Annotated in this window: 12 protein-coding genes; 8 read left to right on the top strand and 4 right to left on the bottom strand. The window is 39.7% G+C overall.

What is annotated here, in order from left to right; translation table 11 throughout:
* Positions 1-53: 53 nt before the first annotated feature.
* The 3 genes from BUB91_RS20890 to BUB91_RS02750 all read right to left on the bottom strand — a co-directional run bounded on the left by BUB91_RS20890 (position 54) and on the right by BUB91_RS02750 (position 3,612).
* Positions 54-197, bottom strand: a complete 144-nt coding sequence (locus BUB91_RS20890; RefSeq protein ID WP_164917814.1) for a hypothetical protein — start codon at positions 195-197, stop codon at positions 54-56.
* Positions 198-2,004: 1,807 nt separating this feature from the next.
* Positions 2,005-3,099, bottom strand: coding sequence for a redox-regulated ATPase YchF (gene ychF / locus BUB91_RS02755; RefSeq protein ID WP_073096676.1), 1,095 nt, complete (start codon positions 3,097-3,099; stop codon positions 2,005-2,007).
* Positions 3,100-3,261: 162 nt separating this feature from the next.
* Positions 3,262-3,612 carry a 4Fe-4S dicluster domain-containing protein gene (locus BUB91_RS02750; RefSeq protein ID WP_073096673.1) on the bottom strand — a complete coding sequence of 117 codons (351 nt, stop codon included), beginning with the start codon at positions 3,610-3,612 and terminating at the stop codon, positions 3,262-3,264.
* Positions 3,613-3,752: 140 nt separating this feature from the next.
* Between BUB91_RS02750 and BUB91_RS02745 the strand changes: the two genes are divergently transcribed.
* The 6 genes from BUB91_RS02745 (at position 3,753) to BUB91_RS02720 (ending at position 8,982) form a co-directional block, all read left to right on the top strand.
* The gene (locus BUB91_RS02745) at positions 3,753-4,814 is read left to right on the top strand and encodes an acyl-CoA reductase (protein ID WP_073096670.1); all 1,062 of its coding nucleotides are present in this window, start codon (positions 3,753-3,755) and stop codon (positions 4,812-4,814) included.
* A gap of 277 nt (positions 4,815-5,091) precedes the next feature.
* A complete protein-coding gene (gene serC, locus BUB91_RS02740) occupies positions 5,092-6,156 on the top strand; it encodes a 3-phosphoserine/phosphohydroxythreonine transaminase (RefSeq protein ID WP_073096667.1) in 1,065 nt (354 codons plus the stop codon).
* Positions 6,157-6,187: 31 nt separating this feature from the next.
* A complete protein-coding gene (locus tag BUB91_RS02735) occupies positions 6,188-7,141 on the top strand; it encodes a D-2-hydroxyacid dehydrogenase (RefSeq protein WP_073096664.1) in 954 nt (317 codons plus the stop codon).
* Between the two features lie 118 nt (positions 7,142-7,259).
* A complete protein-coding gene (locus BUB91_RS02730) occupies positions 7,260-7,895 on the top strand; it encodes a DUF937 domain-containing protein (protein WP_073096661.1) in 636 nt (211 codons plus the stop codon).
* A gap of 95 nt (positions 7,896-7,990) precedes the next feature.
* Positions 7,991-8,422, top strand: a complete 432-nt coding sequence (locus BUB91_RS02725; protein ID WP_073096658.1) for a DUF6146 family protein — start codon at positions 7,991-7,993, stop codon at positions 8,420-8,422.
* Between the two features lie 44 nt (positions 8,423-8,466).
* Positions 8,467-8,982: a DUF6787 family protein gene (locus BUB91_RS02720; RefSeq protein ID WP_073096655.1), complete on the top strand. Its 516-nt coding sequence runs from the start codon at positions 8,467-8,469 to the stop codon at positions 8,980-8,982.
* A gap of 95 nt (positions 8,983-9,077) precedes the next feature.
* Here BUB91_RS02720 and BUB91_RS02715 read toward each other — a convergent pair whose 3' ends face one another.
* Entirely contained in the window at positions 9,078-10,610 is a 1,533-nt protein-coding gene (locus BUB91_RS02715) for a bifunctional ADP-dependent NAD(P)H-hydrate dehydratase/NAD(P)H-hydrate epimerase (RefSeq protein ID WP_073096652.1), read from the bottom strand.
* Positions 10,611-10,939: 329 nt separating this feature from the next.
* On the opposite strand from BUB91_RS02715, the gene thrA reads away from it, so the two are divergent.
* Entirely contained in the window at positions 10,940-13,378 is a 2,439-nt protein-coding gene (gene thrA, locus BUB91_RS02710; RefSeq protein WP_073096649.1) for a bifunctional aspartate kinase/homoserine dehydrogenase I, read from the top strand.
* 11 nt (positions 13,379-13,389) lie between these two features.
* Positions 13,390-14,319, top strand: coding sequence for a homoserine kinase (locus BUB91_RS02705; protein WP_073096646.1), 930 nt, complete (start codon positions 13,390-13,392; stop codon positions 14,317-14,319).
* Positions 14,320-14,398: the final 79 nt, after the last annotated feature.

The following is a 14,398-nucleotide window of genomic DNA, read 5'->3' as shown; positions in this document are numbered from 1 at the left end:
AAGTGGTGTTTATAAAAATAGCTATTTATCTCAGAAGTAGTTTACAGAATTCCCTAATCTCCTAAAACGCTATCGTCCTTTGCAGCTTTAGAAACCAGGTGTATCACGCTGCCAGGATTAAAACCTCCCTTTTTTAAACTAAAAACCCGTCCTGCAAACTCCCCGGCATTTCCTACTTCTCTTCTTGATAGATACATAGTGCTACCACACTGCAACCACACTCCTACCACAGTGCAACCACACTTTGCCACAGAAATTGTGGGTGATTATGGTATTATTGTGGTTATACTTTAGTTGAATCTATACGTATTCTGGTTTTATTTAGGTTCTAGGTATCAGATAACCGGGGTTCTGTTTCAAGGTTCGCATCACCTGCTTTGAGATTGAATAATCTTGAGGCAAGAGGTGAACAAATAGGATTAAAAAAGCCCCACACCACGGAGCTTTTTTATCAGCACCGCCAAAGGGTTTAATACCCTGAGACTTGCCGCGAAATTGAAAATTTGTTTCTAATGAATGCATCGTGGGCCTCCTGATGTAGGTTTGTATGCTTATAGGATGTTCTGTTCATTTTCTTTAGCTCGCGTCATTCTCATTATCTCGGGAGCTCGTGAACCTCCTAACATCGATTTTGATAATTTTCACTTCTATTCATATTCTTTACTTTTCTTTACTCGCGTGATTATTATTTCACGGGTGCTCGTGAACCTCGTGCCCTCGGTTTGTCTTGTCCAAAAAAAAGTAACAAAAGAAAAGACACCCTCGCTTCGAAATTTTTCGCTCGATAATCGAGATTAAATTTTCAAGAGTTGGTCTTGAATCCTGGATTTAGTCTTGTGGTATAAGGCACTCGCTTTACAAAGTCGTTGTACGACCGAAAACCGTCTTGTACGTTCCGCGTCGCTATCACTCCTGTCCTTCGGAGCTTCCTTCGCCTATTCTGAACCGAGGGAAGGGCATTCGTTTTACCCTTTGGGTATGAATATAGCAGAACTTCCATTTGAGTTAAAATCAAACTCTCTTTTTCTTGGGAGAAGGGTTGGGGATGAGGATAATTTTAACGGGATACTCTTACTATACTGACCAAAAGGAAACTAAACCCTTCGGGTATGAATACTTTCTTTTTTCTAAAATCTCTTATGCAATACATTTTTAAAACGGACTACAAGAAGGTATCGTCAAATTTGAAGTGAGCGAAACGTCGCAGGCGGTTCTGTTTGAGGCCGGTGTGCCGGCCGAGTTAAGCGCATGCAGTGCAGTGAACGAAAAATTTAGATATCGTCTTGTGAGCCTTGATCTTCCTGCCCAGCTGACCAGACGGGTTGGTTCTTTGCCTATCAAGACAAAAAAACAGGAACACGAATAGAAACGATACTTTTTATATCATGTTTTGTTCATTTTATTTAGCTCGCGTGATTTCTATTTTACGGGAGCTCGTGAACCTCGTACCTCGGTTTAGCTCGCGTGATTTCTATTTTACGGGAGCTCGTGAACCTCGTACCTCGGTTTAGCTCGCGTGATTTCTATTTTACGGGAGCTCGTGAATCTCCTAACGTCGATTTAGCTCAAGAGACTCCTACGTCGTTTTAAGGCTTAAAGACTCTCTAGAACAGTGCATTTGGCTCCCTACGGTTGTCGGATGCAGAAAAGAAAAGACACCTTTTGGATAGGTATTTTTTTATCTATAGTCTTACATCTAAAATCTCCTGTCTATATTAACGTCCGTAACGGCCTACTTTTTAGATCTGTAGTAAAACAAGCAAATATCGCAGTTTTTATAGGGGAAAACAATAATCTTTTAATGCTTAAAAGCAAACAGGAACCTGCTATCAAAAGCATAAGCTGTTTAGTAGATCGTACTACAAATTCGCGATACTTACGCAAGATCTCGCACAGGTACAAAGCGATAACCAAGGTCTAATACGTACCAAAATAAAATCCCTCTAAACGAAATCTAGAGGGATTTTTTATAAACTGCTAACTGCATTGCAGCCTGCCAAGTCCTTATACGTTAAACAAGAAGTGCATCACATCGCCGTCTTTAACAATATAGTTCTTCCCTTCTACCCCCATTTTACCGGCTTCTTTGACTTTAGCTTCACTACCAAATTTTACAAAATCTTCATACCCGATAACCTCAGCACGAATAAAACCTTTTTCAAAATCCGTATGGATCACACCGGCCGCTTGTGGTGCGGTAGAACCTATGTTGATCGTCCAGGCGCGTACTTCTTTTACGCCAGCTGTAAAATAGGTTTGTTGTTTTAATAATTTATACGCTGCACGAATGAGTTTTGCAGAACCCGGCTCATCCAAACCGATGTCTTGCAAAAATAGCTGACGTTCTTCATAATCGTCCAGTTCGTTAATATCTGCTTCAGTACCTACAGCTAGCACCAAAACTTCTGCGTTCTCGTCTTTTACAGCCTCCCGTACTTGTTCTACATATTCGTTTCCGCTTACCGCTGCTCCTTCATCTACGTTACACACGTACATTACCGGCTTATCGGTAATAAACTGCAAAGGCTTTACAAATTCAGCATAATCTTCTTCAGAAAACTCAATAGCACGAATGGAGATTCCCTGCTCTAAAGCTTCTTTTATTTTTACTAAAACCGTCTCTTCTTTCTGAGCGTCTTTATTTCCGGTACGCGATGCTTTTTTTACTTTCTCAAGCTTCTTCTCTACTGTTTCCAGGTCTTTTAACTGCAACTCAATATCTATAGTTTCCTTATCTCTAACAGGGTTTACACTGTTATCAACGTGTACGATATTGTCGTTATCAAAACAACGCAACACATGCAGAATAGCGTCGGTTTCTCTTATGTTTGCTAAAAACTGATTTCCCAGACCTTCCCCTTTACTCGCTCCTTTTACCAGACCGGCAATATCTACGATATCTACCGTAGCAGGAACTACACGCTCAGGATTTACCAGTTCTTCTAATTTAGATAAACGCGGGTCGGGTACATTTACCACACCTACGTTAGGCTCTATCGTACAAAACGGAAAGTTTGCGCTTTGTGCCTTAGCATTAGACAAACAATTAAAAAGAGTTGATTTACCTACGTTAGGCAATCCTACAATACCTGCTTTCATGGCTTCAGAATTTTGAGGCGCAAATATAGTAAGCTTATCTAAAACAAAACACTTTAAAAGAAAACATTATATATAGCAAGTTTATAGCATATTGACACCCTGTTTTGCATAAAAAAAGCCCGGTAAAACCGGGCTCTAGTAGTTATATTTTAACTTAGAAATCTAGTTGTGATGCATAAATGCTTGTTTGCCCAGAAGTTCTTCTTCGCTTTCTACGTGATCTTCATCAGGTACACAACAATCTACAGGACATACAGCAGCACATTGCGGCTCCTCATGAAAGCCCATACATTCTGTACATTTATCTGGTGCGATGTAGTAGACCTCGTCGCTTATGGGCTCTTGAGTCTCATCTGCATCCACTTCTTTTCCGTTAGGTAAAACTACTTTACCTTCAAGATCAGTCCCGTCAGAATAGCGCCAGTCATCTGCTCCTTCATAGATCGCTGTGTTAGGGCATTCTGGTTCACAAGCCCCACAGTTAATGCATTCGTCAGTTATTATAATTGCCATAGTATAATCGTTTTCTTATCCGTAATTTTGGCGCTTCAAAGCGCCTTTTAAAAGTATACAATAAATCCTAGTAATTACATAGGCTTTAAAACTTTTAAGGTGTAAAATTAAGACCTGAGTATAACTCTACCAAACCATTTATGGATTTAAACCAAAGAATTACTGCATTCGCAAACCTCGGACAATTTTTAAAGGATTTTATGGCTAACGCCGAAAAAACCGATTTACAGTTAGTTGATTTTGAAATTTTAAAAGAAAAGTTACACGCAGTTATTGAAACTTCAAAACGACAAAATGCCTGGTTCTCTACTGAAAATACATTACAGGCATTACAAAGCTGGTCTAAGAATCTTGAAGAAGAATCACTTCACACCTGGTTATCGCCTTATGCTATAACTCAAACCGAAGCTAAAGAGGTAGCCGTGATTATGGCGGGTAATTTACCGTTAGTTGGGTTTCACGATTTTTTAAGTGTTTTGATTACCGGCCACAAAGTCATTGCAAAATTATCTAGTGATGATCAATTGTTACTTCCGTTTCTGGCAAAAGTGCTGATACAGCTTGAACCGCAATTTAAAGACAGGATCACCTTTACTCAGGAGCGCCTTCCAAAATTTGACGCTGTAATCGCTACCGGTAGTAACAATACTGCGCGTTATTTTGAATTCTATTTTAAAAACAAACCGAACATCATTCGTAAAAACCGCAACGCGGTGTCTGTTCTAACCGGCAACGAAACCCACGAACAGTTGGTTGCTCTAGGTGCTGATATCTTCGGTTATTTTGGGATGGGATGTCGCAGTGTTTCTAAACTTTTTGTACCCAAAGCGTATAACTTTGACGCGTTCTTTAAAGCGCTGTTTGAGTATAAAGATATCATCAACCATCATAAATATGCCAATAATTACGATTACAACAAGGCGGTCTATTTGATGAGCCTCTTCCCTATTCTGGATAATGAATTTATGATTTTAAAAGAAGATGAGAACTTCTCCTCTCCTATTTCGGTTGTATTTTATGAGCGCTACAATACTAAGACAGAACTCCAAACGTTTTTAAGCGAGCGCGAAGCAGAAATTCAATGTGTTGTTGCAGACGATTTTTCAGAAAACGAGATTCCTTTTGGACAAGCACAACAGCCAAAACTTAATGATTATGCAGACGGTGTAGATACTGTTGCGTTTTTATTAAAAATTAGCTAGAATTTATCAATAATTTATTGATTTATCAGACTCAATTGGCTCCCTTTTAAGCATCTTTGCATGGCTTTTTGACAATGCTGTTTCAGCAGCATATATAAGCGTGGAATCTTATGTATTCTGTTCTAAAAGCTGTAATTTTCCAACGGAATAAAATACCTCGGGGCAAGCCCGCGAGGCATTCGTTAAAAACAAATTTACTATTTCGAGGCAAGCCTCGGGTATTAAACCCTTTGGCGGTGCCAATAAAACCAAAATTAGCAGACCAAATATTCAATCCATGAAAAAACATAATTTCAGTGCCGGACCAAGTATTCTTCCGCAGGAAGTACTAAAGCAGGCCTCTGACGCAGTATTAAATTTCAACAATCTTGATCTTTCTCTTTTAGAAATTTCACATCGTAGTAAAGATTTTGTTGACGTGATGGAAGAAGCACGTGAACTTGCTCTTGAACTTTTGGGCCTAGAAGGAAAAGGATATAAAGCACTCTTTTTACAAGGCGGTGCCAGTCAACAATTTGTGATGGCAGCTTACAACTTGCTTGAGAATAAAGCGGGTTATTTAAATACTGGTACCTGGAGTGATAAAGCCATTAAAGAAGCTAAAGTTTTTGGAGAAGTTGTAGAAGTTGCAAGTTCTAAAGATAAAAACTTCAACTACATTCCTAAAGGATTTGACATTCCTAAAGGTTTAGATTATTTACACCTTACTACAAACAACACCATTTTTGGTACCCAATTAAAAGAAATTCCGGTTACAGATGCGCCGCTTATCGCAGATATGAGCAGTGATATCTTTTCTAGAGAATTAGACTTTTCAAAATTCAGTATCATCTATGCGGGGGCTCAGAAAAATATGGGACCTGCAGGTACAACGCTTGTTGTGGTAAAAGAAGATGTTTTAGGTAAGGTAACACGCCAGATCCCTAATATCTTAAGCTACGAGCAACACATCTCAAAAGGAAGTATGTACAACACACCTCCTGTATTTGCTGTTTACACCTCTTTATTAACCTTACGTTGGTTAAAAGCTAAAGGGGGTATTAGTGGAGCTGCAGATGAAAATGAGAAAAAAGCAACACTTATTTATTCTGAAATAGATCTTAACCCATTATTCACCGGTTTTGCAGCTCAAGAAGACCGTTCTACAATGAACGCTACTTTTAACTTAACCGAAGATAACCTGAAAGAAACCTTTGACACGATGCTTAAAGAGGCAGGTATTAGCGGCGTTAATGGTCACCGTAGTGTAGGTGGTTACCGTGCTTCTATGTACAACGCACTTCCATTGCACAGCGTAGGTGTTTTAGTTGACGTAATGAGCGAACTAGAGCGTAAAGCTTAACAAACCAAAATAAAATTCTAAAATTTAAAACATGAAAGTTTTAGCAAATGATGGTATTTCTCAATCTGGTGTTGATGCCTTAGAAGCAGCCGGTTTTGAAGTGATTACCACAAAAGTTGCTCAAGAGCAACTGGAGACGTATATAAACGAAAACAACGTTGATGCCCTTTTAGTACGTAGTGCTACAAAAGTGCGCAAAGAACTTATTGACGCTTGCCCGGACCTTAAATTAATAGGTCGTGGTGGTGTTGGTATGGATAATATTGATGTTCAATATGCAAAAGACAAAGGTCTCAGCGTGATCAATACACCGGCCTCTTCTTCTGCTTCAGTTGCAGAATTGGTTTTTGCTCACTTATATGGTGGTGTGCGTTTTTTGTATGACGCAAACCGCAATATGCCGTTAGAAGGTGAAGCTAAATTTGGTGCGCTTAAAAAAGCATACGCTAAAGGTGTTGAGCTTCGCGGAAAAACTTTAGGCGTGATTGGTTTTGGTCGTATTGGTCAGGCTACCGCTAAAGTGGCATTGGGTGCAGGTATGAAAGTGATCTACTCTGACCCGTATATGGAGAAAGCTGAAGTAAAAGTTGATTTCTTTGACGGCCAGGAAGTGTCTTTCAAATTTGAAAGCAAGTCTAAAGATGACGTTTTACAAGAAGCAGATTTTATCACCTTACACGTTCCTGCTCAGAAGGAATATGTTATTGGTAAGCCTGAATTAGAAAAGATGAAAGCTGGTGCTGCTCTTGTAAACGCTGCTCGTGGTGGAGTTGTAGATGAGATTGCATTAATTGATGCTTTAGACTCTGGTAAACTTGCTTTTGCAGCGCTTGACGTTTTTGAAAGCGAACCAAAACCTGAGATCAAAATCCTAATGCATCCTAAGATTTCCTTGTCTCCGCACATTGGTGCTGCGACTAATGAAGCTCAGGACCGCATTGGTATTGAATTAGCAGATCAGATTTCTTCAATCTTAAAAGGTTAAGAATCCATTTAAAAAATTAAAAAGTCGAATATTTTTATTCGGCTTTTTTTATACCTAAAGATTAAAATTTTTAACACAAGTATGTATCTTTAAAGGATAAACGTAAAACCAACAAAAAATGGCAGGGTTATCAGATCTATTAAATAGCGACTTAGGAAAACAACTAATCAGCGGTGCGAGTGCTCAAACCGGAGCTTCAGAAAGCAAGACCGCAGACGTGTTGAGCATGGCAATGCCAGTACTCCTTGGTGCAATGAAAAAGAACGCATCAAGCCCTGAAGGCGCTTCAGGATTAATGGGTGCATTATCAGGAAAACACGACGGTGGTATTCTGGATAATTTAGGGAGTCTTCTGGGAGGCGGAAGTGTTGACCAAAGTGTAATGAGTGACGGTGCCGGAATTTTAAGTCATGTTTTAGGTGGAAAACAACCGGTTGTTGAAAATACCTTGAGTCAAAAAACAGGTTTAGATGCAGGTACGATTGCACAAATTCTAAAAATCGCTGCTCCTGTGCTTTTAGGTATTATTGGAAAACAGACAAAAGAAAACGGAATTAATGATTCTGATGGTTTAACCGGGATATTAGGAAGCATGCTGGGAGGTCAGCCTAAAGAAAACCAAAGCCTTATAGCAAGTCTTATTGATGCTGACGGTGACGGAAGTGTTCTGGATGATGTAGCAGATATGGTACTGGGATCAAACAAACAAAAAGGCGGTCTTGGTGGTATGCTAGGCGGTCTTTTTGGAAAGTAAATCACTTCTGGGCAAGCCTCGGTTTATTAAACCCTTTGGCCGTACCAATAAATAAGATGTGGCAGGAGTTTTGTAGCTTTAAAAGAAAAGATATTATGAAAACAGTTATATACTTCTTGTTCGCTCTGGCTTTGGTTTACGGTTGTGCAAGTACACAAAACGATAAACCAATGACACAAACAGACCCCACCGTCACTGATAACGACACCGTACGAATTGCTAACGATAGTCTTGAATATGAGATCCTCATTATAGAACCCGGCTACAACACCTTTTTAAATTCTATCGCTCGTCCCGAAGGCTTTTACTCTCAGAATTATCTTGAAAACAAAAATAGATTTTTGGTTCCGGAGTATAATCAACGCGTAAGCCAGCCTTTTCAATACAATAACAATTTATACCCGCAGCAAATAGATTACAACAGTTCTGTGGATTATGGTTATGAGGTGAACTACAAATTATACTACTACTTTGTATATTTCAGCAGAAAATACCAGCAACGCTTTAGCGTGCCTACGCGTATCTGACAAAATTCTATATTTTTTCTAAAGTGTAGTCTTATATTTACCGCGTGAAAAAATTTAAAGACAACTGGGAAATCACCCAGAACTGGCAACTCATTTATCCTGCTCTAGGCATCCTATTATCTTTAGGCTGCGGCTATCTAATTGCTGCAAGACTCGATTTCTTTTTTGAATCGGGCACATTGCAACATACAGTTTACTTAGTTGCGTTAACCATACTTATCACCTATCTGATAATCAAAATCAGCTTATTTTGTTTTAAAAAATTGAAGAATCGGTGGATTTTAGAATACCGCTGGCAATTTATAGCGGTATTTATGGTATTTGCAATTACCGGCTCAACTGCCGGTAGAATATCAAGCCCTGTGATGAATGCCATTGGTGTAGGTGGTGATTCTATTTCCGGATGGATTTACTGGCCGCTACGCATCCTGATAATATTTCCGCTTTATCAGCTTTTATTACTAATCGTAGCCTGGATTTTTGGGCAATATCAATTCTTCTATACTTTCGAAAAGAAAATGCTTTCCAGAATGGGGCTGGGTTTTTTGTTTACACGATGAGTATTTATCAAACAGTGTGGTTTCTCGACTGCACTTCAACACAGCTAAACACCAATACCCTTATATACTTTACATTTTACTTCTAAGACTATACATTACTTTTGCGCTTGTTTCTCGGGTTCATTGAATAAATCTAAAAAGGCCTGACCTAAAAATTCTATAATCACTCCGGCAGTTAAACCTTCATATCCCGTATGATTAATCGCAATATCAGCTGCTCTTCCGTGGATGAATGAACCAAAAATTGCAGCCGTTAGCGGATCATAGCCCTGAGCAACCAATCCTGTAAGTACCCCTGTGAGCACATCACCACTACCGCCTGTTGCCATACCCGGATTACCGCTATTATTCACATAATAATTCCCTTCGAAGACCACGATGGTGTGGGCATCTTTACAAACCAGAACGCAATCGTATTTTGACGAAAAAGCTTCTGCTTTTTCCAGCTTATCAAAATCATCCTTCCACTCCCCGATCAAACGCTCTAGCTCTTTAGGATGCGGAGTAAGAATAGAATATTTTGGCAACAAATCGAGTAAGGCTTTATTTTCCGAAAGCATATTCAATGCATCAGCATCCAAAACAAGAGGCGTTTTATTTATTTTTAAAAAGTCTTCAAAAGCTTTTTGAGTAGCCTTATGCATACCTAATCCCGGGCCTATTCCAATTATATTAGGCTCTATGTCAAACTGTATTTCTTCAATAAAATCTCCGTTATGTCGATCAGCAACCACCATTACTTCCGGGACAGAAGTCTGTAAAATAGGCAAACCTTGTCTGGTGCTATACGCCGTTACCAGACCAGCACCGGCACTTAAACAAGCTTTATTGCTTAAAATTGCAGCACCCATTTTACCATAGCTACCAGCAACCAATAATGCGTGACCATAAGTCCCTTTATGACTAAACTTCGGACGTGGTCGATACATTTGTTGGGCTTCCGTTTTTCCTATAAGTTGGGCTTTAGTCTTTACTGAATTCAAATAATTGCGATCTAAACCAATATCTAAAACCTCCCAGTTATTGATAAATCTTCCGCTTTGCGGAAGAAAAAAAGCCAGTTTAGGTGTTTGAAAAGTGAGCACAACTGTGGCACGTATAACTTCAGAGTCCGGAATGATCTGATCGATTGCCATCCCTGAAGGAACATCTATCGCCAGTGTATACGCTCTACTTTCATTAATCAACTTAAACAAGTGCTGAACCCAAGTATCAGCAGGACGATTGAGACCTATTCCAAAAATACAATCGACTACCAAATCCTCCGGAGCAATCTCCGGGAAATCAGCTGCAGACTTTAATACTTCTGGCCATTTTGATGCTTTCTTCTTAAGTTCTTCCAACGCATCCAGAAAATCTTTACTTCGATTTTCACTATAACTTACGATATAGGTTTTAACCGAATACCCGTTCTCCACAAGGTTACGCGCAATAACAAGGCCATCACCTCCATTGTTTCCTATTCCACAAAAGATTTTGATAGTTACCGGCTGACCTTGCAAACGCTGGTGTATGTATTGAAATGCATAACCGCCCGCACGCTCCATTAAATTAAAAGATGGGATGGCTTCTACTTGTTCAGTAGCTTTATCAGCTGCATATATTTGATCTTTGCTAAGAATTTTCATAAGAAATGTCTGTTAATTAGATAATTCGTAAGGAAAAGCGAGATGAACGTGTTTAATTAGTGAATTTTCGGTAAAACAACATATCCTTGATAATTCCTTAAAAATGCCCAGTCAGGCTTGCGCTTAAGCGTAAAAATAATACTTTTGAATGCAACAGTTTCAAGCAATGAAAGCAAATACGAACATCTTTTTATCTCCTATCACGACTACTCGTATCGTGATTGCTTTCATTATTACCCCTTTGGGGTATTGTATAAACATATAACTTCGCAACTGCTCGTGTTTACACGAAAACAACACATATTTAAATCATTTCAAACACAAAAGCCATGCGTGTTTTAAAATTTGGCGGTACTTCTGTAGGAAGTGTTGCAAACATAAATCAAGTCATCAACATCGTCGCTAAAGGCGCCGAAAACCAAAAGATATCTGTAGTCGTTTCTGCCCTGGGTGGAGTTACAGATTTATTGATGCAAAGCGGTATTCTTGCCAGCACAAAAGAGGATTACACTTCAGTTTTTGAAGAATTAGAGTCTAAGCACCGTACGTTCATCAAGGCACTTGTTCCTAATGACCAAGAAGCTGTTTCTGAAATAGAAGGCTTATTAAATGACTTAAAGTCTCTTTTACAGGGCATTTATCTCATCAACGAACTTTCGCCCAAAACGATAGATAAACTTCTTGCCTTCGGCGAGATTTTATCTTCCACAATCATTGCACGTGCGATGTATGCTAAAGGTCTTGATGCTGCCAGAAAAGACAGTCGTGATCTTATCACCACGAATGACAAGCACACCAAAGCCGGTGTCAATTACAAAGTAACCAACAGCCAGTTGGAATACTATTTTGCAAAAGCGAAACAACAAATCACAGTACTACCCGGTTTTATTGCGAGTTCTGCCAGCGGAGAAACCACAACTTTAGGTCGTGGTGGTTCTGACTTTACCGCTGCAATACTTGCTGCTGCTCTAGAAGTTGAGCAAGTAGAAATCTATACCGATGTTAGTGGTATGTACACCGCAAATCCGAAGATTGTAAAACAAGCAAAACCCATAGATAACATCTCGTATCACGAAGCGATGGAGCTGTCTCACTTTGGAGCTAAAGTATTATACCCTCCAACCATTGTACCGGTGATGAGTAAAAACATCCCGATTCGTATCAAAAACACGTTAAAACCTGAAGATGCAGGGACACTCATTCACAATCAAGAAGGAAAAAGCGACAATCCTATCAAAGGGTTGAGCAACATCAACAATATCGCGTTACTTACTTTAGAAGGCGGAGGTATGGTAGGAATACCGGGAATCAGCAAACGCTTGTTTGAAACCCTAAGCAATCAGGGAATCAATATCATCCTGATCACGCAGGCTTCTAGCGAACACAGTATTTGTTTAGGGGTGATGGAAGAAGATGCCGGTCGTGCTAAAAACGCGATTGATGAAGAATTTGAATACGAGATTTCTTTAAACAAAATAGATCCGTTGACTTTAGAAATCGGTTTAAGCATTATAGCGCTTGTTGGCGATCAGATGAAAAGCCACCAAGGTACCAGTGGCAAAATGTTTAGCACCTTAGGTAAAAACAACGTAAACATACGCGCTATCGCTCAAGGAGCAAGCGAGAAGAACATCTCTGCGGTTATCGCTCAAAAAGACGTTAAAAAGGCTTTAAACAGTCTTCACGAGCGTTTCTTTGAGGCGCAACGCAAACAATTGAACCTGTTTATTACCGGTGTAGGTAATGTAGGTGAAAAACTACTGAATCAGATAGAGCAGCAACAAGACTATTTGAAGAAAAACCTAAACATCAATATGCGTGTCTTAGGCTTGAGTAACTCGCGCAAAATGCTTGTTGACGAAAACGGGATCGACCTCAACAACTGGAAAAACCTTTTAGAAGCAGGAGAACCTGCAACTTTAGAAGGTTTTCACAAAGCTGTGGTTGACCAGAACCAGCGTAACAGCATCTTTGTAGATATTACCGCAAATGCAGCTGTAGCTGATATGTACGGTAAATATCTAAAACAAAGTGTTGCCGTAGTTGCGTGTAATAAAATCGCTGCCTCTTCAGATTTTGAGAAATACAGCGAACTGAAACGCTTGAGTAAAGCGTATAATGCACCTTTATTATTTGAAACGAACGTAGGTGCCGGTTTACCCATTATAGACACTTTAAATAACCTTATAGCCTCTGGAGACCGAGTTAACCGTATTCAGGCTGTGCTTTCCGGAAGTTTAAATTTTGTATTCAACAACTTTAAATCAGGTGAAAGTTTTCATGATGTGGTTCAGGCTGCAAAAGCAGAAGGTTTTACAGAACCCGATCCACGTATCGATTTAAGCGGTGTAGATGTGGCCCGAAAGATTTTGATCTTAGCGCGGGAGAGCGGACTAAAAATCAATTTGGAAGATATAACCAACGAGCCTTTCCTTACTGAGAAAAACCTAAATAGTAGCGATGTGCCTCATTTCTTTGAAACTCTTAAAGAAGATGCTGCGCATTTTGAAAAACTGGTTGCTGATGCAGAAGCAAAAAAGCACCGTCTCAAATATGTAGCACAGTTAGATAACGGTAAAGCAAGCGTGGGGTTACAGAGTGTTCCTGAAGGTCATCCTTTTTATGAATTGAAAGGTTCTGACAATATCGTCTTGTTCTTTACAGATCGTTACCCGGAGCAGCCTATGCAAATTAAAGGTGCAGGTGCAGGTGGTGATGTTACCGCTTCAGGTCTTTTTGCTGACATCATCAGAACAGCAACTTTTTAAATTCTGAACTGATGAACGAGATACGGGTTTTTTCTCCGGCAACAGTTGCCAACGTAAATTGTGGTTTTGATGTTTTGGGCTTTGCGCTTGACGGTCTTGGTGACGAGATGGTCATTCGCAAGATTGCTGAAAAAGGAATTAAGATCACCAAAATTACCGGTGCAGAATTGCCTTATGAAGCTAAAGAAAATGTAGTTGGCGTTGCCGGTTTGGCCATGGTCGAAGCTTTAAATCTTGATTTTGGATTTGAGGTTGAGATCCATAAAAAGATTCGTTTAGGAAGTGGTGTGGGAAGTAGTGCTGCAAGTGCAGCCGGAATTGTTTACGGCATCAATCAGTTTTTAGAAACGCCGTTAAGCAATTTGGAACTTACTGCTTTTGGGATGAAAGGTGAAGCTGTTGCAAGTGGAAATGAGCACGCAGATAATGTTGCTCCGTGCCTTTATGGAGGCTTCACGCTGATCACCGGATACGAACCTTTAAAGATCGTTTCACTTCCGGTTCCTGAAGCATTATATGTGACGATTATCCATCCGCATATTACCATCAAAACAAAAGAAGCCCGAGCCATTTTACCGAAGGATGTTTCGCTTAAAAACGCCATCAAACAGACCGGAAATCTAGCCGGTTTGATCGCAGGATTATACGAATCAGATTACGACTTAATTGCATCGAGTACGCAAGATGTTTTGGTAGAACCGTATCGTAAAAACCTGATACCAGATTTTGATTTCTACAAGCAAACCGCACTTGAAAATGGGGGTTTAGCGTTCGGGATTAGCGGTTCCGGGCCTTCAATGTTTACCTTAAGTAAAGGACTACAAAATGCTGGTTCAGTTGAATTTGCATTAAAAAAATCTTTGAAAGAGAAAAACATGCTTAGCGACAGTTACATATCTCCTGTATCGAAGCACGGAAATAGAATTTTAGAACAAAAATAAACGGTGAAATTGTCTGGTTAGGAACTATTCCTAGCTGTAGGAAAAGTGAATTATCAGCGAATTTAACAATACGAATACC

Source organism: Leeuwenhoekiella marinoflava DSM 3653, from assembly GCF_900129005.1.
Taxonomy (GTDB): domain Bacteria; phylum Bacteroidota; class Bacteroidia; order Flavobacteriales; family Flavobacteriaceae; genus Leeuwenhoekiella; species Leeuwenhoekiella marinoflava.
The sequence above is the reverse complement of the archived record's forward strand: the minus strand, read 5'-3'. Positions and strand labels throughout refer to the sequence as shown.